Raw genomic sequence first — 25,897 nt, forward strand, 5'->3', positions numbered from 1 at the left:
TGGTTCAAAACTTAGAGACAGCTCTTTTTTATGCTATACTTTATATATCTTACATATGGAAGAAGAAAGCGATTGTTTTCTACGTCTCTATATAGTAGGGAGATCTCGTTGTCTTCTTAATCGGAGTCTAAGGAGGGGAAACTTCTGATGTCATTTGGGATAGTTTCAATACTAGGGATAGTTCCGGTAGTATTAATACTCTTGATTGTTGCCATCATCTTTTCAGTTCGTTCACAGCAAAAAGGTATGGAACCAGAACACCAAGTAGAAGGGGGAAAACGTATGATTAAGACGGTTTACACGTATTTGATTCTGTTTGCAACCTTGATGATGACCATTGGAGGAAGTGTTGCAGCCTTCATGGCAGTAGCTGATTTGGTTTCTCCTCCCAGTTATTACATGTCTTTTGATCAGTATAAGAATGGGTCAGTGGGAATTAAAGAACCAATGCCCACTAATCCTAATCAGTCCCCAGCTCAAACTGAGGTAAGAAGTGAAGAGCAATTACAGAAAGACTATCAAGCTCTAGCCAATGAGGAAAAGAACCGTGCACGTGAACGCGCTCTGAATAGCTTGATTAAGAGTTTTGGGTGGATTGTGATTCCTTTGCCGGTGTTCCTGTATTATCAGCGGAGGTTGAGGCAGGAATAGCATTTTCTAGAACGATGTCTCCAGGACTTTGTTTTACACCGTTCGCTCTATAAGCTATGCGGACCGAACTAATCGCTCAAGGTCTCCGCGGAGACGGGTTCACCTTCAGCCGTTAAGTTGTCCTCTTGGGCATGCGGCTTCGGGCGAAACCCTCCACTGGAGGCTTTCGTGGCCAAATCGGCGTCCCGATAGTCGTAGTAGACTATCGCACTTGTTTGCCTCGTGGCCGGTTGGAAACGTCGTGTTTCCAACCCATCTCCGCTGCGATCTTTTCGTGAAGTTCGGTTTTCCGCTTGCTTAGAAGCCGCTCCCTTCTGTAAAACAAAATCCTTCGGCGGTTTCTTAAAGAAATATGCTCACGTAACTCTATTAAAACAATATTGGATCTTTGCAGCCTAGCGAGACTATTCGCTCGGCTGCTTTATTTTTTTTAGTGGACAGGATATGATAAAGACAGGTTATGATGAGGGTAGGAGTTGATTTCTTTGAAAGAGAATATGGATAAGCTTGAAGAAGTATGTGTTCGGAAAGAGACCGTATTTACGGGTCGGATGCTTCGATTAGACCGTGATACGGTTCGCCTACCAAATGGGGTGGAAACAACGCGGGAAGTTGTGCGGCATCCCGGAGCGGTTGCAGTCTTGCCTTTTAAAGGGGAGGATCTGCTTCTTGTTCGGCAATATCGATATCCAATTGAGCAACTTACGTTGGAGATTCCGGCTGGTAAGTTAGATCCGGGAGAAGAGCCTTTGGTCTGTGCCGAACGCGAACTTCGGGAGGAGACGGGATATCGGGGAACCTTAGAGTTTCTTGGAACCTTCTATTCGACACCAGGTTTTACGGATGAGGTGATGCATCTCTATAAGGCAACTGATTTAATATGGGACCCTTTGACCGCTGATGAGGATGAATTCTTAAATGTTGAGCGTATCTCTTGGTCTGAAGCAAAGGAGAAAGCGTTCTCATGTGGATTTAATGATGCGAAGACAATTCTTGGGATACTGATGTTAGCGGGGAGAAACCCGTGATCACCGTATTTGCCGATCTTCATATTCATATCGGACAAAGCTTAGATGGTAAACCGGTTAAGATTACAGCGGCTAAGACGATGACATTGCCAAATGTCTTGCAAGTCTCTCGAGAGATCAAAGGACTTTCAATGATTGGAGTGATAGATGCACATTCTCAAGGGGTACGTAACGATATTAAAACGTTACTCCAAGAAGGTGTCCTCCAGCCGATTGAAGGCGGGGGATATCAGGCAGGGGATTTGACGGTTATTTTGGGAACAGAAATAGAATTGTCCGTCGGAGAGGGCTCTGCTCATTTTCTTGCTTATTTCCCTACTCTGGAGAACCTTGAACGGTACATTAAGGGGGTTCAACCTTATATAAAGAACTGGCAACTCAGCTCACAAAAGGCCCACTTTGAAGTGGAGCAATGGCTTGAAGCTGTCGCTGAAGGAGAGGGTATTTGGTTACCCGCTCATGCATTTACTCCCCATAAGGGAATATATGGGAACTGCTGTCATAGCCTTCTAGACGTATTACCTGGATTGCCGCCTGCCTTAGAAATCGGGTTAAGCGCAGACCGTCAGATGGCCAGATCAATCAGGGAATTGGAACAGGTTGTTCTATTTAGTAATTCTGATGCCCATTCTCTGCCCAAGATCGCAAGGGAATATAATCTATTGCAACTCACAGAAAGCTCGTTCCGTGGCCTGGCAGATCTTGTTTATATAAAGCATGGCCAAGTTCTAGCGAATTACGGTCTTCCTCCAATATTTGGAAAGTATCACAGAACCTATTGCCTCGTTTGTGAGCGTATTGTCGAAGAAAATCCTCCACAGCTTCAGTGTCCGCATTGTGGGAGTAAGCATGTGGTGAGAGGAGTGCTCGATCGTCTGGTGAGTATTGCTGACAGTGAACTATCGAAGGAAGCGGATCCTCGTTATGTTTATCAACTCCCCTTGAGTGAATTGCCAGGCATTGGGCCGAAAATGTACAAACGGTTACTTGAAAATTTTGGCACGGAAATGGCAATCCTTCATGAAATACCAGAAAAGGATTTAGTGAAGGTGGCGGGGGATAAAATTGCACAATGGATTCTTCGTTCACGTGCTGGGAAGTTAGAATTTCAAGCTGGGGGCGGAGGAGTATTTGGCAAGGTGGTGGACATACTTTCCTAACCTCGCGAATAGGATGTCTATAGCTAAGGGTATTAGTGGTGTAAGCCCTGGGGCATATAGACAAGGGGGTTGGAAGGTATGCGTAAAAAATTAGCAGAGCATATCCGACAATATTGGGTGATTTATCTGACACTGTCTAGTGTTTATTTGGCCGGGATTATTTTTGGGTCAATCGGAGTTGGGGCCTTAGACCGCACCGAGGCCTCGCAACTTAGCTCGTTTTTGGACAACCTTTTAGCGAGTCAACCTAAAGGGTTAGAATCAAGCTTCCTTTTGCAACTTGCTAGGGAGCAGTTTATTATCATGGCTGGGATCTGGATCCTCGGATTAACAGTCATTGGTACCCCTTTAATCTTCCTGATTGTTTTCACACGAGGATTTATCCTCGGATTTACGATCAGCTTTATTATCGGAGTAAAAGGCTTCTGGGGGCTTGGACTCGTCCTCATTTCCATTCTTATCCCAGCAATCGCGGGAATTCCACTCCTCCTCCTAGGAGCAGGTTTAGCGACCATCTTTTCCTTCCTTCTCCTAAAAGGGAAACAAGCCGGTGAATCCTTACGGCGAGAATTCATGTATTATTCCCTGGCGACGATCCTAGTGTCCCTCAGCTCTGTATTTGTCGGAGTCTCGCAAGGGTACTTCTCGATACTTGGAGTGAGATTCTTTAATTTGTGAGTATAAGCTGGTAAAGTCTCTACATAAAGACAGCTCTGGTTAAGGAATTACTTCTTTATCCAGAGCTGTCTTTTATATCATCAATATAACGCATCAAGACAATCCTTTCCTGCATAGGTTTTAGGGATTGGGGGGCGAATACATGCAGAAAGGTAAAAGTTGGCCGGAATTTTTTTTCTACTTGGCACGGGTCTTTGTGCTTCTGGTCTTGTTAGCAGTTCTATTGCCTAAGTTAGTCACAGTCTGTAGTACCTGGATTTCATCCTATAACCGTGACGAAGAGAAACCAAGTGGTAACCCTATGCGAGTAGAGGAGCAACAACCATCCTGGAGTAAATTTGTGATTCAGCTTTTTCCGGATGAAAAAAGATAATCTCTGAAATTGAGTTTTCGCAGGAAAACCCCGTTCACTTCTAGAACTTATTGTTAAAGTGGGGGGATTGCTGTGGAAGTCCAAGATACGATCTGGATTAAGAAATACTTGACTTATTTAAATGTTGAACGGGGGCTTTCCCAAAACACTCGTCAAGGATATGAACGAGACTTAACTAAGTTAAAGATATTCCTGCATCAACGGGGGGGAAATATTGAAGGTTGTGACGGAAATGACCTTTTTCTGTTTCTTCTCCAGGAGAAAAGTCAGGGGAGGTCTGCTCGTACCTTAGCCCGGTTCCTCGCCACGCTGCGAGGGCTATTTTCTTTTCTCCTTGCAGAGGACCTGCGTACGGATGACCCCACCGAATATCTAAGTTCACCCAAGCTTGAACAGAACTTGCCTCACGTGTTGTCTGAGGGGGCTTTGGACAAACTTTTGGGTGAATCTAAGAGTAGCACTCAAGGTATGCCTCAAAATGAAATGAATTCTGAAAATAAAAGTGACGATTCATATCTTATGCGTAATATCGCAATGATTGAGGTATTATATGGATGTGGATTGCGGGTTTCTGAGTTGGTTGACCTTAAGGTTCAGGATGTTGTTTTCGAGACAAGGACGATTCGTTGTCGTGGGAAGGGAAATAAAGAGCGAATTGTTCCCATTGGGGAATGTGCTTTAGAGGCCTTGAAGAACTATTTGGAGGGTCCTCGGGAGCAGCTGGCAGGGAAAAATAGAACGGATGTCTTATTTCTGAATATAAGAGGTAAAGGACTCACCCGACAAGGGGTTTGGGATATTCTGAAAAAGTGGGCTAAAGCACATGGTGTCAATGAAAATGTGCATCCCCATTTATTTAGGCACAGCTTTGCTACGCACCTTTTGGATCACGGTGCTGATCTGCGCTCAGTTCAAGAGATGCTTGGACATGCGGATATTTCAACAACGCAAATCTACACGCATTTGTCTCGTCAGAGATTGATGGAGGTATTCCGTCAAGCTCATCCGAGAGCAGATTAGAGGAAGTAGACCCCATACATAGTAGAAGATGAAGGAGGGTTTGCACTTGAGAAGAGCAATCTTGATCGTACTAGACAGTGTTGGTATCGGAGAAATGCCTGATGCACAAGACTATGGCGATGTTGGAAGCAACACATTGGGAAATATTGCTCGAGTTCGGGGTGGACTTCATTTACCCTATCTCCAAGAATTAGGCCTAGGAAACATTCACCCTATTCAAGGCGTAGCACCGGTTCAAAACCCGAAAGGAAGTTTCGGGAAGATGGCCGAGAGATCACCTGGAAAAGATACGACGACAGGGCATTGGGAAATAGCTGGAGTAGTCTTGGAGAACGCATTTCCAACCTTCCCACAAGGATTTCCACAGGAATTTATCGAAGCGTTCGAAAAGCGGATTGGGCGTCAGGTGATTGGAAACGAGGTTGCCTCCGGAACCGAAATTATTCAAAGATTAGGGAAAGAACACGTACAGACGCGAAGTCCTATCGTATATACTTCTGCCGATTCTGTCTTTCAAATTGCCGCACATGAAGAAGTCATTCCCCTGGAGGAACTGATGCGAATCTGCGAAATCGCCAGAGAGATGCTCGTCGGGGAATTAAAGGTTGGACGAGTGATTGCTCGGCCCTTTTTGGGGACGGAAGAGAACTTTTATCGAACCACAAATCGCCATGATTTAGCTATTGAACCCCCCCACGAAATTCTCCTCGATGTGATTAAGGAGAAAGGACTTGATGTTCTGGCAGTAGGGAAGATCAAAGATATATACGCAGGTCATGGAGTCACTGAGTATATCTTGATCAAAGGTAACATGGATGGTGTGGACAAAACCATAGCATTCATGAAAGAGAAGAAACCTGGTTTAGTTATGACTAACTTAGTGGACTTCGATATGCTCTATGGTCACCGAAATAATGTGGAGGGATATGCTAAAGCGTTAGAAGAATTTGATGCTCGTTTGCCGGAAATTTTCGCTTTGCTAGAAGAAGAGGATGTATTGATCTTCACTGCAGATCATGGTTGTGATCCGACGACTAAGAGCACGGATCATTCTCGGGAATATGTTCCTTTGCTCCTCTTCGGAAATCAGGTTATACCTGGTCGGAATCTAGGAGTCCGTTCATCCTTTGCAGACTTAGGAGCTACCCTAGTTGAATACTTTGGAACAGCCACTTTACCTCATGGGGAGAGTTTTTTAAGTGAGTTTTTGAAGGAGGTTTAAATAAGAATGATCAGTGAGAAAGAGTATATCGAGAAATTAAGTGAGGCTCGGAGGTACTTAAGCGAAAAGGTTAATATTCTTCCCGAGATGGGAATTATCCTAGGATCAGGTTTAGGTGGCTTCGTTGAAATCATGGAGGATAAGATTGCAATTCCTTATCGAGACATCCCAAATTTTCCAGTCTCTACAGTAGAAGGGCACAAAGGGGAACTCGTCTTTGGGAAAGTGCACGGAAGACCGATTGTCGCGATGCAGGGGCGTTTTCATTATTATGAAGGGTATAACATGCAGGAAGTAACTTTTCCGGTCCGGGTCATGCAAGTTCTCGGAGTTAATGGCTTAATAGTTACGAATGCAGCTGGAGGGATCAATCCTGCGTTTCGCCCTGGGGATTTAATTCTGATCAAAGACCATATTAATATGATGGGGGATAACCCGCTTAAAGGTGCCAACCTTTCCAATCTCGGCCCGCGCTTCCCAGACCTTAGTGAAGGCTACGATCTCGAGTGGCGTCAGAAGGCATTGCCGATTGCTCAAGAAATTGGAATCAACCCTCAAGAAGGAGTCTATGCCGCGATGAGTGGGCCGAGCTATGAGAGCCCGGCTGAAATTCGCTTCCTCCGCACAATCGGCGCAGATCTCGTCGGAATGTCCACCGTACCAGAGGTTATAGTGGCCAATCACGGCGGAATGCGAGTCCTTGGGATCTCCTGTGTCACGAATATGGCAGCAGGAATACTTCCTCAGCGTTTGAGTCATGCTGAGGTCATGGAGACGGCAGAACGCATTGAGAAGCAGTTCGTGAGGTTTGTGCAGGCCTTAGTAAGAGCTCTTCCCTAAGAATTACGTTGAAGAAGCCGTTGCAAGTCGAGTTACTTTACAGACGCTCGGAAAATACGCTCGCAAAGCAAACTAAGGGCGGAACTGCTTCTTGCAAGCTGCGGGGTACCCGCCTAAATCGCTCCTGCTCAATAGGCGGCGTGTCACGTCCCTGTGACCCGCCCCGCTATATGGGGTGCAGTTCAGCCTGAGTTTGCTAGCTGCTCGCGAAGAAACCTCGCGTTCTGTAATCGTAACTCACTATGCAGGATGGCGTGGGCATTCTTTGGAGAATAGTCTAGCAATGCTTAGCAGAATTACTTAGGCAATTCTTTACAGTAACTTAGTCAATCTGATAGAAATTAATCCTCAGCATGTTGCACCTTGAGAGACATACAAGAACATAAATACTGAGAAACAACCCAAGGATTTTGTTTTACAGTAGTGAGCGGCTTTTAAGTGAGCGGCTACCAATCTTCGCGAAAAGTACGTGCGGAGACGGGTTGGAAACATGGACGTTTCCAACCGGCCACGAGGCAAACAAGTGCGATAGTCTCCTCCGACTATCGGGACGCCGATTTGGCCACGAAAGCCTCCAGTGGAGGGTTTCGCCCGAAGCCGCATACAAAAGAGGATAGCTTAACGGCTGAAGGTGGACCCGTCGTAGCGAAGTACTTGAGCGATTAGATTGGTCCGCGCAGCTTACAGAGCGAACGAAGTAAAACAAAATCCTGGAGACTCACTCCAAAACTTTTCTTCTGGCATACTTCATAGTGACCCAAGACTTACTCAAAATTCTTCAGACTAAGAGGTGAATCACACGATGCGCATGGTCGACCTTATCGAAAAGAAACGCGATGGCGGCATCCTTACCCGAAACGAGATAAACTTTATTATCCGCGGCTACGTCAACGGCGAGATTCCAGACTACCAAATCTCTGCCTGGGCGATGGCTGTTTTCTTCCGAGGTATGATAACAGAAGAAATCGCCGAGCTTACCCAGGCTATGGTCGAAAGTGGAGAAGTACTCGATTTATCCGGGTTAGGCGGGCGATTTGTGGATAAACACAGTACAGGAGGAGTGGGGGATAAAACAACCCTTTTACTCAGTCCAATGGTTGCTGCATGTGGAGTTCCTGTCGCTAAAATGTCCGGTAGGGGTCTTGGGCATACCGGCGGGACGATCGACAAACTCAGTTCCATCCCGGGGTTTAAAGTCGAGCTTGAACTTAAAGAATTTCTAGAGCAGGTCAAGACAGTCGGGCTTGCTGTCATCGCGCAGACGGGGAATCTGGTACCGGCAGATAAAAAGCTTTATGCTTTGCGTGATGTTACTGCAACGGTCAATTCGATTCCCCTCATTGCTTCTTCCGTGATGAGCAAAAAGATTGCCGCCGGAGCCCAAGGGATTGTCCTTGATGTTAAGTTCGGCTCTGGTGCCTTTATGGAGACAAAAGATGAGGCTAGGGTACTTGCTGAGAAGATGGTTGGGATAGGGAAGACTTTGGGCCGGAAGACCATCGCTGTCTTGAGTTCCATGGAGCAACCTTTAGGAAGTGCAATAGGGAATAGCCTAGAAGTCTTAGAGGTACTAGATGCCCTGCAAGGTAAAGGACCGGATGATCTAGTAGAGCTTTGTCTTGAATTGGGATCCTGGATGCTTGTCGCAGGTCAACGGGTTAAGGATACGAAAGAGGGTCGTAGGTTACTTCTGGGAACTCTTCTCGGTGGCGCAGCTTGGGAAAAATTCCGTGAATTTATCATAGCCCAAGGAGGGGATGTGAAGGCCCTAGAAGAAAGGAAACTTCCTCTCGCATCGCAGCGTATTCCTGTATTAGCAAAGGAAACCGGGTATATTCAGAGTGTTGATGCACGGGAAATCGGGCGCTTGGCTATGACTCTGGGAGCGGGCAGGTTAACGAAGGAAAGCTCGATTGACTTAGGGGCAGGAGTCCTCTTGTTGAAAAAGCAAGGGGACTGGGTTGAAGCTGGTGAACCTGTACTAGACCTCTATACGAACTTATCGGACAAAATAGAAGAGGGTTTGCGGCTTGCGAGTGATGCCTTTAAAGTGGGCCTTGAGGAACCTCAACGTCTTCCACTGATTGAAGAAGTAATTTCATAAGAGATGAAATTAAAAATTCTAATTTTAAAGCTCTGTTCACCTTGTTCGCTTTCATAAGACTTGCCCAGCTCACGTACTCTTTTAGTAATAATGTGGTTTTAGGGAGTGACTAAAAGATGCGTGAAAAGAAAGTTTACCCTCTTGCAGGTGAATTAACGACTGCTCAGCGTTATGTCGTCCTCGGAAATGCAGACCGATTCTTAAAGCATAAACATGCTTGGAAAGCATGGAAAACCTTAAAACAATTTGGTTGCGTCGCTTTTCCAGTCGCAGCTGATCTTCAGCGATTGGAGGGCTCCAAGGTTTACCCTGAGTTACCTGCATTACAGGATAAAGTCGATGTAGTCGTTCCGTGTTTGAGGGCTGAGCTTATCCCAGAAATTATTACACAGGCACAGGCTTGTGGCGCAAAAGCAGTTTGGTTTCAGGAACGAAATTGGACACAGGAATTTCAGGACCAAGCAGACGCTGCTGGAATTCAAGTGGTTCGCGGTTGTATACTAAAACATAAGAAGCATAGTAAGCCCTTTTGCTTCTTAAATCCTTGCTACTGGCATGGCTATAAATCACCGAAAGCGCCTAAACGCGGATATTAATAGTGATATCGCAAAGCAAAGAACCAGCTCTCCCTTGTCAAAAGGAAGAAGTCTGGTTCTTTTTTATTCCAGGACGTTTTTTGATGCCGAAGAAATTATGGTTTTTTATATTGAAAATTTTTATTGATATAATCCACTGAAAATATCATTGATTCCTTTGTCTCGATAGAATTCGCTTTTCTGGGAATAATAGTTTTATCACGTTTTAAAGGGGGTCAAAAGAATGCGTAAAGTATTAGCATGGATTTTTGCATTGACGCTGTTACTAGGGAATGCAGCTTTTCCAGCACAGGTGCTCGGTGCAGAATTAGAGACGGACGCTATAAGTGCCATTCTCATGGATGCTGAATCAGGGCAGATTCTCTATGAAAAAGAGCCCAATAAGGAGCTAGCTCCTGCAAGTGTCACAAAATTGATGACTTTATTGGTTTCTGCAGATGCAGTGGAGACAGGGCGTGTTAAACTCTCAGATAAAGTGACAGCCAGTGAAAATGCCTGTAAATTAGGCGGTTCGCAGATTTATCTAGAGCCAGGAGAAACCTTCTCCTTAGAGGAAATGCTTATCTCAATTGCAGTAGGCTCAGCTAATGATGCTTGTGTGGCCGTGGCTGAACATATTAGTGGGACAAATGAAGCCTTTGTAGCAGAAATGAATAGAAAAGCCCAAGAGTTGGGAGCGAAGAATACACATTTTGCTAATGCCTATGGATTACCTGCTGAAGGTCACTACACGAGTGCTTATGACTTGGCACTCATGGGACGTGAAGCGCTAAAATACCCACTCGTTCGCAAATTGACTAACATGAAAGAGTATGACCTGCGTGACGGAAAGTTTAAACTTTGGAATACCAATAAACTTCTTTGGTGGTATCAAGGGGCAGATGGCTTTAAAACAGGATGGACCAATGAGGCCAAGTATTGTTTAGCCTCTACTGTGGAACGTGAGGGTCTACGTCTCATTGCAGTGGTGATGGGGGTTCCTCAGGTACGAGGACATTTTGCGGAATCTATGAAGATTTATAATTACGGCTTTGCAAAATACGCACATAAGGAATTTGCTCCTGCAGGACAGAAACAGGGAGTTGTACAAGTCCATAAAGGGGTTGAGTCTGAGGTCGTCGCAGTGACAGAGAAAGCCTTAGGAGTTACAGTGGAAAAAGGGAAAGACAAAAATATCTGGGCCGAAACAAAGCTCAACCCAGATATCGAAGCACCGATTAAAGCAGGGCAAAAGGTGGGGGAAATTGTACTCTATAGAGATAATGAACTCTTGACAACCGTCAATCTCGTTGCTGAAAAGGCGATTGGAAAGGCCGGGATGGGTCAACAAATCAATCGTACCTTGCGAGGAGTATTTGGTTTCTAATCCTTACTACACTATCAAATTTAGACTTAGGTCGCTGAATCCGAATTTGGGACCTGAAGGAGTTGGCGAATACGATGCAACGCGGCCCGTTCAATTCTAGAAATCTGTACTTGGGATAGATTGAGTTGGGCTGCAATCTCACTTTGCGTCTTGTCCTCGAAAAAGCGCATCAGAAGTACTCTTTTTTCTCTTTCCGGGAGCTTATCAAGGACTTCCTTAAGAGCAATTTTTTCGAACCAACTGGGTTCTAATTCCTTATCCAAAGGAAGTTGATCCAGAACATAAATCGGATCGGAGTCGTCCTGATAGAGTGTATCGTGAATGGAGGTTGGGCTTTGGACTGCTTCTAGCGCAGATACTATCTCTTCACGGTCGACTTCGATATTTTCTGCTATTTCACCAATCGTAGGTTCCCGTCCGAGAGTAGCCGCTAAGCTTTCCCGTGCCCGATTGACCTTATAGACAAGTTCCTTATAAGAGCGTGGAACCTTAATAGGATGATCATCTCTTAAGAAACGCCTTATTTCTCCGATAATCATGGGCACAGCATAGGTTGAGAATTTTACACCGTAGGTGAAATCAAATTTATCTATGGCTTTAATGAGACCAATGGTGCCGATTTGAAAGAGATCTTCAAGTTCATAGCCACGATGTGAGAAACGCTGAACTAAGTTGAAAATTAACTTAAGATTGCAGTTGATGAGTCTTTCCCTTGCGTCTTCATCACCTTCTTTTGCTCGATGTAATAAATTCATCATTTCATCATCGGAGAGCAGAGGGAAGCGGGGAAGGTTCATTTCCGTAAGTCTTTGAATCATTTTTTCTACCCCCCTAATGCGTGGAGGGCTGGATTTTATCGAGCTGTTTCATCATGGTGACGGTGGTTCCTTTATCGACCGTTGATTCGACTTGTAAATCATCCATGAAGGATTGCATGAAAACAAATCCTAATCCCATACGCTCAGGATCGGTGCTATAGGCAGGCTGCATTGCTTGCTCTACATCCAAGATTCCACAGCCTTCGTCTCGTACGACGATCCTCAAGGCTTCAGAGTCAAGATCAATATCAAGATAAACTAGTTCCTCCGGATTATTGCGATATCCATGAATAATTGCGTTGGAAACTGCTTCACTGACTGCGACTTTAAGTTCTTCGATATCATTGAGAGAAAGATCCAGTTGCGCGCCGATGGAAGCAATTAACATCCTGGCAATTCCAACATTTTCAGCGAGACTAGAGAATGTAAGTCCTAAATGATTTTTTTTCATCTTGCGTTTCCCTTCCTTCCATCTTCCTGGCTTCGTGTATCATCGGTAGAAAACTGAATGATTTTAGGTAATCCTGATAGCTCCATGATTTTGAAGATATGGGGTGGCACATTGGAAATAATGATTTTTCCTCCCATGGGCATAAGTTTTTTATATCGTCCGAGAATCACTCCAAGTCCAGAACTATCGATAAAGCTCACCTCTTTTAGATTGAGGATGACAGTACGGATTCCCCGACGCTCGATCTCGTTATCAATAGTTTGACGTAGATTCTCAGACGTATTCATGTCGAGTTCACCCTTTAAAGATAAGAGCAAAGTTTGTCGCTCTATTTTTTTTTCTATGAGCAAAGTTTGTTCCCTCCTACATACGTCTTTATGTAAAATCAATTCGACGACATCCATAATTTTCCTTCTTGATAAAAATAAAAAATAATAGTTTCGATAAAAAATTGGGATAATCCATGAGACCCTCGCATAAATTGTGATTTTGGGTTTCATACTAAGTGTTAGCTAATCTTTAGCAAGGTTGTCCTAAATAGGAATAATATGTAACATTACGGAATGGCTGATGAGAAAGGAGTGATTAGAATGGCAGGAAAAAATCTAAGACCACCTACGATCGAGGTTACCCCCCAGGAATACCAAGATCTATCAAAGTTAATGACTCCAAAGCCGACTCTAGCCAAAAATGTTATACGTGCCTTTATCGTTGGGGGGCTAATCTGTGCCTTTGGACAACTTGTAATCAATTTTCTAACTCTGGTAGGACTTGAACGCTCAGAGGCCTCGACCGCAGCGACAGCGTTCCTCATTCTTCTTGGAGCACTTCTCACAGGGCTTGGAGTATATGATGACATAGGAAAATTCGCGGGGGCCGGCTCTATTGTCCCCGTCACTGGTTTTGCAAACTCTATAGTTTCACCCGCTTTGGAGTTTAAACGGGAGGGGTATGTGATGGGGGTCGGAGCCAAACTATTCACAGTCGCTGGCCCGGTTTTAGTTTATGGAATAGCCACCTCGATCGCGGTTGGGATAATATACTATTTCTTACATTAAACTTACAGAATGGGGGATGAACATTGATATGAATCTCAAGCGCGTTGGCAATCAGACGGTGGTGTTCGCTAATCCTCCGGTAATTCTCTCCTCATATTCTGTAGTAGGACCGAAGGAGGGACAAGGTCCACTGGGAAATACATTTGATGCGGTCTGGCAGGATAATATTAATGGCAATACATCCTGGGAGATTGCTGAGAGTAAAATGCTTGAGGCTGCCATACAAGGTGCTATTGAGCAAACCAAGCTAAAGCCCGACGAGATCGACTACATGTTGGCTGGAGATTTACTGAACCAGATTATTTCTGCTAATTTTGCAGCCCGTAGTGTGGGGCTTCCTTTCATCGGGGTCTACGGAGCTTGCTCTACGATGGCGTTGAGTATGGCTCTTGGTGGTATGTTAATCGATGGTCAATTCGCACGTAATGTCGTGGTCGGAGTATCAAGCCATCATGATACGGCAGAGCGCCAGTATCGATTGCCAACGGAGCAAGGGGGTCAGAGGGCTATGAGTGCCCAGTGGACAGTCACTGGGGCTGGTAGTTTAGTGCTGGCTCAAAGTGGGACAGGGCCTCGAATCACGGCGGCGACTATCGGGAGAGTACTTGATTATGGAGAGAAAGACGTAAACAACATGGGAGCAGCGATGGCACCGGCGGTTGCGGATACTATTCTAAACCATATGCATGATTTGAATCGCAACCCGAAAGACTATGATCTCATCGTTTCAGGTGATTTGGCGAATGTGGGTCTAGCTTTGGCTAAAGAAGTATTGAAAAAAAGTGGACTGGACATGGGGAGTAAATTCACAGATTGTGGAGTTCTCATTTATGACTCGAGCCAGGATGTTCATGCTGGAGCGAGTGGCTGTGGTTGTTCGGCAGTGGTTTTTGCTGGGGACATCATGAAGAAGCTCAAGTCGGGTGAATACAAACGAGTTTTACTCGTTGGTAGTGGTGCTTTACACAGTCCGACGTCATCTCTGCAGGGAGGGTCGATTCCTGGAATCGGTCATGCGGTGGTTATAGAAGCCAAGAGGGAGGAAAAATAAGATGTTTGAACAGGTGATACCTGCTTTTATAGTAGGCGGTCTGATTTGCGTCATTGGACAACTCCTTATGGACTTAACGAAACCCTCGTTTACCCCAGCCCATGTTCTCGTGACCTTCGTGACCGGGGGCACGATATTGGGCGCGCTAGGCTTATATGGACCTTTAGTAAAGTATGCTGGAGCTGGTGCTACCATCCCTTTATCTGGGTTTGGGTATAACCTCGCCAAAGGGGCGATGGAGGCTGTGGAGAAGAAAGGATTGATGGGTGCCTTCTCCGGAGGGGTAGAAGCTTCTGCTGTAGGCATCGCAGCGGCTGTTCTCTTCGGATACTTAGTCTCGGTTACGTTCAATCCCAAAGGATAAGAAGCTGATGCTTAACCATCAGATATAGGAAGGCTTACACGGTGGACAGGGGGCGATAATTTGAACAACTCGAGTGAGCAAGATGTAAAGGTTAGTAAGAATTATCAAGAGAATCTAGACTATCTCAATCGGGAACTTGGGGTTCCCGATAGTTTTGATATCGTCTTACGAGAAATGTCTATTGGCGGGAAAAAGATTGCCATATACTCTGTAAATGGCATGGTGAACACTGAAGTCGTGAGTCTTATCTTGGATGCCTTGATTGATTTGGAACGTGCCGACTTAGTGGTAAATACCTTGAATAAGCTCGTTAAAGGACGTATCGTCAACCTTCAAGTTTCTGAAGTCGATACGATGGATAAAATCCTCTATTTCATTTTATCAGGTCCGATGGCGATCTTTGTAGAAGGTCAAGAAAAGGCCATCATCGTAGATGTTCGGAGCTTTCCTGCACGTGCACCGAGTGAGCCGGAAATTGAGCGGGTTACTCGAGGGTCGAGGGATGGGTTTACAGAGACACTTGTCTTCAATACAGCACTTATTCGACGGAGACTAAGAGATCCAAAACTACGCATGAAAATCATGCAGGTAGGTGGACGATCCAAAACAGATGTTTGCGTTGCCTATATCGAGGATATCACCAACGATCAGCTCGTTAAGGAGATAACTGAAGAGATCCAAAAGATTAAAATTGATGGGATTCCAATGGCAGAAAAAAGCGTCGAGGAATTCATTTTAGGAAGTAAGATCTGGAATCCTTATCCACGGGTCAGGTATACCGAAAGACCGGATGTCGCAACAATACACCTCTTAGAAGGGCATGTTATCATCCTCGTTGATACTTCCCCTTCAGTGATGATTGCTCCAGCAACCTTTTGGTCCCATGTCCAACATGCCGAAGAATACCGTCAGGAACCGATCGTTGGGGCTTATATGCGCTGGGTACGTTTCCTGGGAATCTTCGCAGCTCTCTTTTTGCTTCCGCTTTGGTTAGCTTGCGCAATGAATCCCCAGGTTCTCCCAGAGTGGATACAATGGATAGGGATAGAAAAACCTGGAAAAATAGGACTTCTTCCTCAAGTGTTTTTAGCAGAATTTGGCGTGGACTTAGTTCGAATGGCTGCAATACATACTCCAGGGCCATTAACGGTTGCCTTAGGTTTAATTGCAACGTTTATGATTGGTGATGTCGCAATTAAAGTCGGAATATTCACGCCAGAAGTCATTGTGTATATTGCGGTCGTTACCGTAGGAACCTTTGCAACACCAAGTTACGAGTTGGCACAAGCGAATCGTTTGGCCAGACTACTCCTCATTGTTATGGTCGCACTTTTGAATTTTATCGGATTTGGAATTGGAGTAGCACTCCTCTTCTTCTTACTTTGGAGGACAAAATCCTTTAAAGTTCCATATCTATGGCCACTTTTACCACTTGATATTAAAGCATTTGGAACTATTCTGGTTCGATCTCCAGTTCCTATCAAGAATAAACGGCCGAGTATCCTAAAACCAAAAGATGCCATTCGCCAACCGCAAGGGCATAAAGAATAAGGGGGGATCTAGCAAGTGAAATTAGGGTTTCCACGTGCATTAACGTATTACGACTATTATCCCTTTTGGGCTGGCTTTTTTCATAAACTTGGAATCGATTTAGTGACATCCCCCTTAACCAATCGACAAATTATGGAGATAGGGTTGAAGAAGGCGCCTGATGAAACCTGCTTGCCGGTTAAAATTCTCGTCGGGCATTTAAATGCATTGGAAGAGGTCGATGGGATATTTTTACCCCGACTTGTCAGTATGGAAGAGAATACTTATCTCTGCCCAAAAATTCTGGGGCTTCCTGAGAGTGTGCTTTATGCCGTTCCTCCCGGGCAAGCAGTTTATACCGTCGATGTAAACTGGAGAGAGGGGAGACGGGATGTTCTCAAAAATCTTGAGCTTTTCGCGTTGAAAATAGGGCGCTCCAAAGCTCAAGTGAGAGAAGCGTTTGTGCAGGCCAATCAATGGCACCAAACGTATGAGCACATGCGTAGTAGAGGATGGAGCTTTGAAGAAAGCATGGAATGCTTTGAAAATTTAGCGGAGCCGATGAAACTCAATGAGTTAGGATTTGACGCGAAACGCTCGAATAAGCTAAAACCCTCCGAATTCGAGGATGGATGGTTGCTCGATCGTGAAACAGAGCAAAAGTCGACCGAAGAAGACCGTCCTAGAATCGCCTTGATCGGACATAGTTACCTCGCGTATGAGTCCTATGCCAATTTGAATTTGCTTCAGCGGCTGCGAGAAAAAGCTGAGTTATACGTCGTAGAAAACATCGAGTCTAAACTTATTGATCAAAAACAGAATGCCTTACACAAAAAGATCTTCTGGAGCCATGCTAAGAAAATATATGGAGCCGGAGGCACCTTTGTCGACGATCCTAAAATCGACGGACTCATTTATCTGTCTTGTTTCGGTTGTGGAACCGACTCCATGACCAATGATCTTCTGGCACGTAGAGCACGTGCCGAGCAAAAACCTTACATGGTGGTTACTCTGGATGAACACAGTGGAGAGGCAGGCTTGGTTACACGAATTGAAGCTTTTCTAGATATGTTAGAGAGGAGGATGGGAAATGAAAGTAACGTTTCCACATATGGGAAACTCCTGGATCGTTATTCAAGCACTGTTTGAGACGCTCGGAGTGGATTATGTCGTTCCCCCAGTGAATAGTAAAGAAACTCTAAATATTGGGACGAAGCTTTCTCCTGAGTCCGCCTGTCTTCCCTTTAAGTTGAATCTTGGAAACTATGTTCAAGCGTTCACTGAGGGAGCGGACACAGTAGTGATCACTGGGGGGATCGGTCCTTGCCGTTTCGGATATTATGGTGAACTTGAACGTCAGATTCTTCAGGAGGCGGGATACCCTTATGAGGTTGTGATTTTAGAACCGCCTGATGGGAGCTTATTCGGGTTAGCGCAGCGGATTCGCTATCTCGCAGGCAAAAAGAATTCCTGGAGTAAAATTGTGAAAGCTATGCAATTTGCCTATCGGAAAAGTCTAGCGCTCGATCGAATAGAGGATTTAATTCATGAGCTTAGACCAAGGGTTCGGATACCTTTGGAAGCCGATCAACTCTATGAGGGAGCAAAAAAACGTTTGGTCGCAGTGATGACTTATGAAGGAATTGAAGGAGTAATACAATGGCTTCGGGCCCGAATTCGTGAAGTAGAATTAAAGGATGAAGAAGACTTTCTTGGGCATAGCCCCCTTAAGATTGGAATTGTGGGAGAAATCTATACCATTCTAGAACCCTTTACTTCTGTCGATGTGGAAAAAGAACTCGGAAATTTAGGAGCTCACGTGGACCGTTCTATTTATCTTTCGGGTTGGGTTGGGCAGCATGTATTCCAAGGCTTGGCCCAAGGGTATCGACCTCTTAAGCCCTATTACAGCTTAGCAAAGCCCTATCTAAACCACTTTGTCGGGGGGCATGGGCAAGAATCGGTTGGCGCGGCAGTGAAGTACGCTAAAGATGGGTATAATGGAGTCATCCAGCTTTTGCCTCTTGGGTGTATGCCGGAAATCGTTGCTTCGAGTATCTTACCCCAGATTCAAGAGGACTATAGAATGCCGATTATGACGTTAACAGTGGATGAACATACAGGTCGAGCAGGTGTTCAAACCCGCTTAGAGGCGTTCGTCGACTTATTAGAGCGTTCTCGTCAAAAGGATTCAGCGATGAAAGAGGGAGTGTTGAAACTTGCGAGTAAGTAAGTGTTTTCTGGGAGTAGATGTTGGGTCAGTAAGTACAAATATCATTCTCCTAACTGAAGAGGGAACGGTAGCCGAGTCAATGTATTTACGTACCCAAGGGCGCCCTATGCAAGCCATTCAAGAGGGTTTGAAAGTGCTCCGTACGAAGATTGGTACTTCCGCTGAAATACTTGGAGTCGGGACGACAGGGAGTGCTCGTCAACTTGCTGCTACTTTGCTGGGTGCTGATGTGGTGAAAAATGAAATCACGGCTCATGCAGTAGCTGCCTCGCGCGTACATCCGGAGGTGCGGACGATTCTTGAAATTGGTGGTCAGGATTCTAAAATTATAATATTGCGTGATGGTGTGGTGGTTGATTTTGCCATGAATACGGTCTGTGCAGCTGGGACAGGCTCCTTTCTTGACCAGCAAGCTTCTCGTTTGGGAATACCCATTGAACAGTTTGGTCCCTTAGCTTTACAGGCACGACATCCAGTTCGGATTGCAGGACGCTGTTCTGTTTTCGCAGAATCTGATATGATCCATAAACAGCAGTTGGGACATCCCCTTCCAGATATTCTGGCGGGGCTTTGTCAAGCTATGGTGCGAAACTATCTGAATAATGTAGGGAAGAATAAAGAAATCCTGGGTCCAATATTTTTCCAGGGTGGGGTTGCTGCAAATCCAGGAATTAGAAAAGCGTTCGAGGAGGAGTTAGAACAAGAAGTGATTGTTCCTGAGCATTTCTCGGTCATGGGTGCCCTTGGAGCAGCCTATTTAGCCCAAGAACGCTTTGCGCAGAAGAAAGGGTACACGACAAATTTCCGCGGTCTAAAGCTAGCAGAAACCAATTTTAAAGCCCGGAGCTTTGATTGCAAAGGATGTGCCAATCACTGTGAAGTTGTCGAGATTGGACAAGAGGAGAAGATACTTTCCCGTTGGGGTGACCGCTGTGGAAAATGGTCGGCCGGAGATCGGCATGAGTCACTAAACAACCCTGCCATTCAAAGTGTAAATGAATGAGTCGCTTAAGAAGGACTATTTTTCAGCGGCCGAACAAACACCATATCCAAGACCACTAGGGTAAGGATGGCAACAAGAATGCTCTCTAGTCCTTTAGAAGGAAGTGTGACTTCAGATTTCCCCCAAGAGTAAGGCGTAAGGTTTGGGATCGAGCTCTGAAGCTGACTGGTGTAGGGGTATTGAGAATAGTTCGGATAGGGATATCCATTCGCGTAATTGACGTAATTGGAGTAATTATATGAGGACTTGTGATAGGGATTTACAGGAGGGTTTATATAAGAAGCGGTAGCATAGTTATTTGTATAATAAGAATAAGAAGGCCCCCGTGGCCCGAAGATGCCCGAACTCATTCAGCATAACCTCCTGTTCTGCAATAGATAGAGAAGAATATGTGGATTGGCTTGCGCCAAAGAGAAGGGCTGTTTGGCGCAAGCCATATTTTATTGGGGGCCGGAAAGTGCGGAGGAATTATCCCCTATTATGCTCCATTTCTTATTGAAGAGCCTTACTTGTGATTCTTCCGGCGCCCAAGCTTCGTTTTCGTAGAGGTAATCCGGTCCAGAGAAAGGTTTAGAATTACGGAAGAATCTCGGCACGAAGGCAACCGGGTTCTCGTGTTCGTTTGTTTCAGAGCAAGATGGACTTGAGGATACTTCATCACTGGATTGAGTTGCACGATTTCTAAAGAAAAACACGGATTCGGCTCCCCCTTTCAGCTTATCTTAATGGTATTATATGCCAATTGCTTATATTTGCTACTTAATGAAGGAGTCAGGTGTTGTTCACAAGTAGAAGGTACTTATTGAAGATGCTTTCTACTTTCTTTTTGATATTTACGCAACGGAACGTTCAAGGCCATTCCTTTCAATATCCAGAAATTAACGCACAGAAAGGGTGCATAAACCCAAAGCTAATGTTTGAAGCTATGAAGGAGATTTTATAGAAATGGAGTGAACTCCAGATGCCAAAAAATAAAAAGGGTTTAGGTCATATTCTTCATTTTCTTCGGGTTTATGGACTCAATGCTATTTTTGGTTTTGGCTTAGGAGTTGTCATCGTTTTATTTGCTATAACCGCTTTAGGAAGACCAGGAGCTATGGGCACAGAAGCAAAGGGAATCAATAAGAGTAACACTTCGAATCCAATTAATAATAGCCAGACTTCTCCCCAAAGCGAGGGAAGTGAGCAGGGATTCAATTTAGGTAAAAGTGAAGAGCCCGGTGAAGTCGGAGAAGAGAAAACCTTGAGTGACGTATCCTTGAAGAACCGTTTTACGGTGTTACTTGTGGGTATGGATAATCGCCCTGAGGAAGAGTTCATGAGTAATACGGATAGTTTGATTGTTGCAAGCTTTGATCAGAAAAACAAAAAGATGGTGCTTCTTTCGATTCCTCGGGATACACAAGTGCTGCTTCCTGGCAAAGGAAAAGAGAAAGTGAATGCTTTGGCCCGTTTGGGGAAAGGAATCCCTTCGACGATGCAATTTGTCCAAGAGCTCATTGGAACCCCGATTGATGGGTATGTTATGACTAATTTCCAAGGCTTTAAGAACATTGTTGATAGCCTTGGAGGTATTACCATCAATGTGGAAAAAAATATGTACTTTGATACAGGAGATAATAAAGATCGGTATATTGATTTAAAAAAAGGGACTCAACGCCTGAATGGAACGCAAGCATTACAGTATGCACGTTTCCGTAATGACGAGCTTGCTGATATAACAAGGACGTCGCGTCAACAAGAAGTCCTCAAAGCGATTGTTTCTGAAGCAACAGAGACACGAAATCTCCCGAAAATTCCATTTCTCATCCCGAAGATCTCACAATCGATTGAAACTAATCTGAATATGAGTCAACTTTGGGCGCTTGCCATGGCTTTGAAAAATCGTGAAGACTATGAAGTCATTAATCAAACGTTGCCAGGAAAGTTTTCCATAGAAGAAGGAATAAGCTATTGGAAGGTCGAACCAAGGGATTCAACAGAAATGTTAAGTAAACTTTTTCAGGGGAAGAAATCACCGGTTTTTGGGTATAATGCATCTTCGGCTACCCAGAAAAAAACATCATCTGTAGAGATAATTACTGATTCTTCAAAGCCAGAAGATAAGCAAAAAGAACTCAGTTCGGATAAGGTACAGACCAATTCACTGAAGCCGAATGAAGCAAGGAACGAAGGAACTGAGAAAACGCAGAACCACGAAAATCAAGGAATTACCTTTGAAGTGGTTGCCCCCTAGTATTTGCAAGGGAAACTTCTTGATAAGGGGATAGACATGGAACGCATTACAATTCAAACGCATGAAGCTCAAGCAGGGTTTACATTAACTCTTCTGGAACGGCATGAATGGGATAGGCTTCCCGAAATTTTTTCAATGGATAAAGAGCTTTTTCATACTCATTGGATGAATCAACCTCACCCTATAAAAGAGGGTGTCAAAACGCCGATCCATGAAGGGTATCTTCCGATAAAGCCAGGAGTAACCCGCTTAAGACCGGGTCTTCATTACGTTATATATAGGGATCAGGATCGACAAGGTAATCCTTGCCCAGTGCAATTTTTCTTAGCCCATGAGCAGTTTGTACTCATCGAAAATCTCTCAGTATCCATTGAGAAGGTCAAGGAATGGGCTGAAAGAGGAATCGTAAACGATTCAAAAGATCTTGCCAGAGTGCTTGGAGCACGTGTTTTGAGGCACCATCAAGGCCGCTTAGAGTTTATAGAGGACAAAATGCAGAAGTTAGAAGGAGAGATTCTGAAGAACCCTGTATCGGAGCAGCAGGCAACGATTATCACACTTCATCACCAGATAATTGGTATCAAAAAATCCTTGAATCGGCATTTGGCGGCCTTTACTCGTTTAGCATCCCTAGAACAGGAAAGCGGAACCTTGTGGAATGAATTGATTACCGAAATGGAACGAGAACTGGAGAATGTTCGACAAACCCATGATCTGATTGAAAGCTTGCGGGAAGCGTATCAAGCTGCTATGGATAATCGAGCCAATGAAATCATGAAGTTCTTGACGATTTTGGCGACCGTGTTCTTGCCCATAAATCTTCTCACCAGTTTTTTTGGAATGAATTTCGAACACATGCCGTTTCTCCAGCATCCCTATGGTATTTATGTATTTTTAGGATTATCAGTGCTCATCATTATTGTCGTTCTCTTATTTTTTCGGAAAAAAGATTGGTTACGGTAGAGAAGTTGTAGCTGTACATTTCCGGTAAAGAGGGTTATAATGTTTTAGTCTATTCTTAGGATATATGATGGAGGTTTTTTGATGGAGAAGTTGTTCGAAAAAATGAAGGAGTATTTACATATGGATACGGAAATTCCCTATGATGAATTCTCCGAGTACTATAAGAGTCTGATTGATACCTTGAATACAACCTTTGAAGACCTGGATCAAGATATGCGGATAAAAGCTCGTTATATCTGTTCAATCGTTCAAGCAAATGCTGAATCTCGTGGACAAAGAAGCAAGACGAATACTAAGGCGTACAAAAAGATTAATGCAAAATGTGCTTTTTGGACGGATGCCATTAACTTTAGACTCATTAAAGACGGAATGACCCAGGCCGATATTGATAAAGCAGTAGAAGCAATAAACGATAGTATCTGAAGAAATTAATCTAAAAGAATGAGAAGCACTTCTATTTAAGAGAGGTGCTTCTCTCTTTCTTGCTGGATTTACCCAAAAAATGTTATAATCATACTCATAAGTCTTTAGGAGGGTATAAGGAAGAATAGCCAATGATAGCGATTCTTACTCATCGACAGATGGATTTTGATGCATTAGCATCTATGGTAGCAGCTCAAAAACTTTATCCGAAGAGTGTCATGGTTGTAGAGGGTAAATTCAATCCTTATGTACAGGATTTTGTAGCTTTAGCCAAAGACCGTCTGCCTTTTCAACGATTGCAAGATATCGATTGGAAAGTGGTTAGCAAGATTGTCCTAGTTGACACTCATGATCTGCATCGTGTCGCAGGGTTAAAAGCCAACCATGCTCTGGAAAAGATACCGATTGAGATTTTTGACCATCATCCCTATGAGGGTCCGATACCTTCAGGAATAACGATTGAAGGCCTCGGCGCGTGTACAACGTTGCTCGTCGAAAAACTCAATGATCTGGATATTCCCATAAGCAGCTTTGAGGCCACCCTATTTGCTTTAGGCATTTATGATGATACAGGCAGTTTGCTCTTTGAGAGTACAACCGTTCGGGATGTAAAGGCTGTTGCTTATCTGTTGAATGAAGGCGCAAATCTCGGTGTTGTTGCCGAGTATCTACGTAAACCCTTAACAGAAGAGCAGAAGGTGTTGCTACAGCAGCTTCTCGACCGAGGGGAAACTGAGTATTTCGATGGTTTACCTGTTTATATTTCTTCAGCTGAGAGCGAAGACTATATCGGGGGGCTCGCTCTTCTAGCCCATCGTGTGGGAGAAATGGAGGGCGCAGAGACCTTATTTCTAGCTGTTCATATGGAGAATCGGATTTATCTTGTTGGACGTTCAAGAGGGAGAGGCTTGCCTGTGAATCTTATCGCTCAAGCGTTTGGTGGAGCTGGACATCCTCGTGCTGCTTCAGCGACTCTGAAGGACGCTGCCTTGGAAGAGGTTCTTCTACGTTTGCGAACTGAGCTTCGAAAGCGCGCCCAAACCCCAAATCTTGTGAAGGATATTATGAGTTATCCGGTAAAGGTGGTTCCGCCGGATATGAAGCTCGCAGATGTGGAACAGATTCTTCTCAAGTATGGGCATACTGGAGTTCCGGTTGGGCAAGATGGTAAGATTGTGGGGATAATCTCTCGTCGAGATGTTGATAAGGCACTTAAACATGGGTTAGGACATGCCCCTGTGACAGGGTTCATGACCCGAGAAGTCATCACTGTCGAGTCAAGTGCAAGCTGGGAAGAAGTTCAACGAATGATGGTTCAGCATGATATTGGCCGGGTGCCAGTTCTAGAAGACGGGAAGATTGTTGGGATTGTTTCCCGATCGGATATTTTACGTTTAGTCCATGGCAGCGCTGTCCCGACTGAGGCTGCCTTAACTCGGAATCGTAGTTTGGCAATGCGCCAAGACGTTTTGCAGTTACTCAGTGATTTACCTGAAGTTATACGTTCGCTTCTCAATACAGTACAACGAGTCAGCAATGAACTGGGGTATTCCGTTTTCATTGTCGGTGGTTTTGTACGTGATTTACTCCTGAGAGTCCCTACCCACGATCTAGATTTCGTGGTTGAGGGAGATGGGCATGCGTTTGCAAAAGCGTTATATGCTAGACTTAATGAAGGCCAGCTCGTTTTGCATGAACAGTTTGGAACGGCTAGGATCGAATTTCCAGATGGATCACACTTGGATGTCGCGAGATCCCGCTGGGAATACTACGCCTTTCCGGGTGCCTTGCCTCAAGTAGAAGAATCACGTTTAAGAGATGATATGTTCCGTAGGGACTTCACCATTAATGCGATGGCCATAGCGATTAATTCGACTCGTTACGGTGAATTAGTGGATTATTATGGAGGACTGAGAGATCTCAAACAAGGAGAGATTCGTTTCCTACATAACCTTAGTTTTATTGAAGACCCCACTCGGATTCTTCGAGCGGTACGCTTTGCAGGGCGTTATCATTTTCATTTAGCTAAAGAAACCCGTGAAGGAATTAATACCGCTCTCCAAGCAGGGATATTGCACCAGTTAAGCATTGAACGCTTCACAGAGGAAGTTATTATTCTTCTTCATGAGCAGAATTTTGGAATCATGGGGGAATGTCTAGTTGAACTCGGTGTCTTCCAGGAGTGGTTTGAGGCAGACCTCCCATGGGATTTTTCTCAACCCGCTTTGAGGACAGAAGTTTGTCTGGATAAGAGATGGCTTATTGTTCTTCACAAGATGGACAAGTCACAGCTTGAGATACTCCTGCAAAAGTTGCGTTTAACTAAGGAACTCAAGGGAATGAGCATTAAATTCTTCGAAGTTTCGGAAAGGCTCACCTCTCTAGTTTCATCTGAATACTCTTTTAGTGCTGAGAGGTCTTCTGAGTACTCTCTCCGCTTTCGAGCACTGGACACCATTTTGTGGGGTGTTCCCGCATTGCTCCTGGATGTACTTGCTCTGAAGGAAGAACTCCAGAGACCGATTGAAGAGTATCGCCAAGCGGTCGAACAGATGGACTTGACCCTAGACGGATCAGATTTACTCCACTTGGGAGTGAAGGAAGGTCCAGAAGTGGGGCGAGTCCTGAAAGAAATTCGTTATGCTTGGTTGGAAGGGAAAATCCGCACCCCAGAAGAAGAAAAGGAGTTTGTACTCCGTCATTTCCTATTAAGTGATTGAGTCATTTAG

At 44.6% G+C, this 25,897-nt stretch carries 28 protein-coding genes; 23 read left to right on the top strand and 5 right to left on the bottom strand.

The window, feature by feature from the left end; translation table 11 throughout:
* Positions 1–147: 147 nt before the first annotated feature.
* Entirely contained in the window at positions 148–651 is a 504-nt protein-coding gene (locus tag ACZ42W_RS08615; protein ID WP_464169997.1) for a hypothetical protein, read from the top strand.
* 68 nt (positions 652–719) lie between these two features.
* Here the strand turns inward: ACZ42W_RS08615 and ACZ42W_RS08620 are convergent, their stop codons facing one another.
* Positions 720–902, bottom strand: coding sequence for a hypothetical protein (locus tag ACZ42W_RS08620; protein WP_464169998.1), 183 nt, complete (start codon positions 900–902; stop codon positions 720–722).
* 246 nt (positions 903–1,148) lie between these two features.
* Here ACZ42W_RS08620 and ACZ42W_RS08625 point away from each other — a divergent pair, with 246 nt between their 5' ends.
* The 11 genes from ACZ42W_RS08625 to ACZ42W_RS08675 all read left to right on the top strand — a co-directional run bounded on the left by ACZ42W_RS08625 (position 1,149) and on the right by ACZ42W_RS08675 (position 11,038).
* Positions 1,149–1,679, top strand: coding sequence for an NUDIX domain-containing protein (locus ACZ42W_RS08625; RefSeq protein WP_464170916.1), 531 nt, complete (start codon positions 1,149–1,151; stop codon positions 1,677–1,679).
* Positions 1,676–2,839, top strand: a complete 1,164-nt coding sequence (locus ACZ42W_RS08630) for an endonuclease Q family protein (RefSeq protein ID WP_464170000.1) — start codon at positions 1,676–1,678, stop codon at positions 2,837–2,839. The genes ACZ42W_RS08625 and ACZ42W_RS08630 overlap by 4 nt, the downstream gene beginning before the upstream one ends.
* A gap of 78 nt (positions 2,840–2,917) precedes the next feature.
* Positions 2,918–3,517: a stage II sporulation protein M gene (gene spoIIM, locus ACZ42W_RS08635; RefSeq protein WP_464170001.1), complete on the top strand. Its 600-nt coding sequence runs from the start codon at positions 2,918–2,920 to the stop codon at positions 3,515–3,517.
* A 142-nt stretch (positions 3,518–3,659) separates the two neighbouring features.
* Positions 3,660–3,890 carry a hypothetical protein gene (locus ACZ42W_RS08640; RefSeq protein ID WP_464170002.1) on the top strand — a complete coding sequence of 77 codons (231 nt, stop codon included), beginning with the start codon at positions 3,660–3,662 and terminating at the stop codon, positions 3,888–3,890.
* A 72-nt stretch (positions 3,891–3,962) separates the two neighbouring features.
* A complete protein-coding gene (xerD, locus tag ACZ42W_RS08645; RefSeq protein ID WP_464170003.1) occupies positions 3,963–4,910 on the top strand; it encodes a site-specific tyrosine recombinase XerD in 948 nt (315 codons plus the stop codon).
* Positions 4,911–4,956: 46 nt separating this feature from the next.
* Positions 4,957–6,132 (top strand): phosphopentomutase, encoded by a 1,176-nt coding sequence (locus ACZ42W_RS08650; protein WP_464170004.1) that lies wholly within the window; start codon positions 4,957–4,959, stop codon positions 6,130–6,132.
* Between the two features lie 6 nt (positions 6,133–6,138).
* Entirely contained in the window at positions 6,139–6,972 is an 834-nt protein-coding gene (locus ACZ42W_RS08655; RefSeq protein WP_464170005.1) for a purine-nucleoside phosphorylase, read from the top strand.
* Between the two features lie 438 nt (positions 6,973–7,410).
* Positions 7,411–7,638: a hypothetical protein gene (locus tag ACZ42W_RS08660; RefSeq protein WP_464170006.1), complete on the top strand. Its 228-nt coding sequence runs from the start codon at positions 7,411–7,413 to the stop codon at positions 7,636–7,638.
* Positions 7,639–7,774: 136 nt separating this feature from the next.
* Positions 7,775–9,076 carry a pyrimidine-nucleoside phosphorylase gene (locus tag ACZ42W_RS08665; protein ID WP_464170007.1) on the top strand — a complete coding sequence of 434 codons (1,302 nt, stop codon included), beginning with the start codon at positions 7,775–7,777 and terminating at the stop codon, positions 9,074–9,076.
* A gap of 116 nt (positions 9,077–9,192) precedes the next feature.
* Positions 9,193–9,672: a CoA-binding protein gene (locus ACZ42W_RS08670; RefSeq protein WP_464170008.1), complete on the top strand. Its 480-nt coding sequence runs from the start codon at positions 9,193–9,195 to the stop codon at positions 9,670–9,672.
* A 223-nt stretch (positions 9,673–9,895) separates the two neighbouring features.
* The gene (locus ACZ42W_RS08675; RefSeq protein ID WP_464170009.1) at positions 9,896–11,038 is read left to right on the top strand and encodes a D-alanyl-D-alanine carboxypeptidase family protein; all 1,143 of its coding nucleotides are present in this window, start codon (positions 9,896–9,898) and stop codon (positions 11,036–11,038) included.
* 26 nt (positions 11,039–11,064) lie between these two features.
* Here ACZ42W_RS08675 and sigF read toward each other — a convergent pair whose 3' ends face one another.
* Genes sigF through spoIIAA form a run of 3 tightly spaced genes read right to left on the bottom strand, consistent with a single transcriptional unit; the run spans position 11,065 to position 12,657 of the window.
* The gene (sigF, locus tag ACZ42W_RS08680) at positions 11,065–11,856 is read right to left on the bottom strand and encodes an RNA polymerase sporulation sigma factor SigF (protein WP_464170011.1); all 792 of its coding nucleotides are present in this window, start codon (positions 11,854–11,856) and stop codon (positions 11,065–11,067) included.
* Between the two features lie 13 nt (positions 11,857–11,869).
* Entirely contained in the window at positions 11,870–12,307 is a 438-nt protein-coding gene (gene spoIIAB / locus ACZ42W_RS08685; protein WP_464170013.1) for an anti-sigma F factor, read from the bottom strand.
* Positions 12,304–12,657: an anti-sigma F factor antagonist gene (gene spoIIAA / locus ACZ42W_RS08690; protein ID WP_464170014.1), complete on the bottom strand. Its 354-nt coding sequence runs from the start codon at positions 12,655–12,657 to the stop codon at positions 12,304–12,306. The genes spoIIAB and spoIIAA overlap by 4 nt, the downstream gene beginning before the upstream one ends.
* A 240-nt stretch (positions 12,658–12,897) precedes the next feature.
* On the opposite strand from spoIIAA, the gene spoVAC reads away from it, so the two are divergent.
* Genes spoVAC through ACZ42W_RS08725 form a run of 7 tightly spaced genes read left to right on the top strand, consistent with a single transcriptional unit; the run spans position 12,898 to position 19,546 of the window.
* Positions 12,898–13,365: a stage V sporulation protein AC gene (spoVAC, locus tag ACZ42W_RS08695; RefSeq protein WP_464170015.1), complete on the top strand. Its 468-nt coding sequence runs from the start codon at positions 12,898–12,900 to the stop codon at positions 13,363–13,365.
* 28 nt (positions 13,366–13,393) lie between these two features.
* Positions 13,394–14,416: a stage V sporulation protein AD gene (spoVAD, locus tag ACZ42W_RS08700; protein ID WP_464170918.1), complete on the top strand. Its 1,023-nt coding sequence runs from the start codon at positions 13,394–13,396 to the stop codon at positions 14,414–14,416.
* Between the two features lies 1 nt (position 14,417).
* The gene (gene spoVAE / locus ACZ42W_RS08705) at positions 14,418–14,780 is read left to right on the top strand and encodes a stage V sporulation protein AE (protein WP_464170016.1); all 363 of its coding nucleotides are present in this window, start codon (positions 14,418–14,420) and stop codon (positions 14,778–14,780) included.
* A gap of 60 nt (positions 14,781–14,840) precedes the next feature.
* On the top strand, positions 14,841–16,331 hold the full coding sequence (locus ACZ42W_RS08710) for a spore germination protein (RefSeq protein WP_464170018.1): 1,491 nt from the start codon (positions 14,841–14,843) through the stop codon (positions 16,329–16,331).
* A gap of 15 nt (positions 16,332–16,346) precedes the next feature.
* Positions 16,347–17,459, top strand: coding sequence for an acyl-CoA dehydratase activase-related protein (locus tag ACZ42W_RS08715; RefSeq protein ID WP_464170020.1), 1,113 nt, complete (start codon positions 16,347–16,349; stop codon positions 17,457–17,459).
* Positions 17,401–18,543, top strand: coding sequence for a CoA protein activase (locus tag ACZ42W_RS08720; RefSeq protein WP_464170022.1), 1,143 nt, complete (start codon positions 17,401–17,403; stop codon positions 18,541–18,543). The genes ACZ42W_RS08715 and ACZ42W_RS08720 overlap by 59 nt, the downstream gene beginning before the upstream one ends.
* Entirely contained in the window at positions 18,530–19,546 is a 1,017-nt protein-coding gene (locus ACZ42W_RS08725; RefSeq protein ID WP_464170023.1) for an acyl-CoA dehydratase activase, read from the top strand. Before ACZ42W_RS08720 ends, ACZ42W_RS08725 begins: the two co-directional genes overlap by 14 nt.
* Before the next feature lie 5 nt (positions 19,547–19,551).
* Here the strand turns inward: ACZ42W_RS08725 and ACZ42W_RS08730 are convergent, their stop codons facing one another.
* Positions 19,552–19,896, bottom strand: coding sequence for a hypothetical protein (locus ACZ42W_RS08730; protein WP_464170024.1), 345 nt, complete (start codon positions 19,894–19,896; stop codon positions 19,552–19,554).
* A 611-nt stretch (positions 19,897–20,507) separates the two neighbouring features.
* On the opposite strand from ACZ42W_RS08730, the gene ACZ42W_RS08735 reads away from it, so the two are divergent.
* The 4 genes from ACZ42W_RS08735 to ACZ42W_RS08750 all read left to right on the top strand — a co-directional run bounded on the left by ACZ42W_RS08735 (position 20,508) and on the right by ACZ42W_RS08750 (position 25,888).
* Positions 20,508–21,782, top strand: coding sequence for an LCP family protein (locus ACZ42W_RS08735; RefSeq protein WP_464170025.1), 1,275 nt, complete (start codon positions 20,508–20,510; stop codon positions 21,780–21,782).
* A gap of 36 nt (positions 21,783–21,818) precedes the next feature.
* Positions 21,819–22,745 carry a CorA family divalent cation transporter gene (locus ACZ42W_RS08740; RefSeq protein WP_464170026.1) on the top strand — a complete coding sequence of 309 codons (927 nt, stop codon included), beginning with the start codon at positions 21,819–21,821 and terminating at the stop codon, positions 22,743–22,745.
* An 81-nt stretch (positions 22,746–22,826) separates the two neighbouring features.
* Positions 22,827–23,168 carry a hypothetical protein gene (locus tag ACZ42W_RS08745; RefSeq protein WP_464170027.1) on the top strand — a complete coding sequence of 114 codons (342 nt, stop codon included), beginning with the start codon at positions 22,827–22,829 and terminating at the stop codon, positions 23,166–23,168.
* Between the two features lie 131 nt (positions 23,169–23,299).
* Positions 23,300–25,888, top strand: coding sequence for a CBS domain-containing protein (locus tag ACZ42W_RS08750; RefSeq protein ID WP_464170028.1), 2,589 nt, complete (start codon positions 23,300–23,302; stop codon positions 25,886–25,888).
* Positions 25,889–25,897 lie beyond the last annotated feature (9 nt).

This window comes from Desulfitobacterium elongatum (assembly GCF_055378975.1).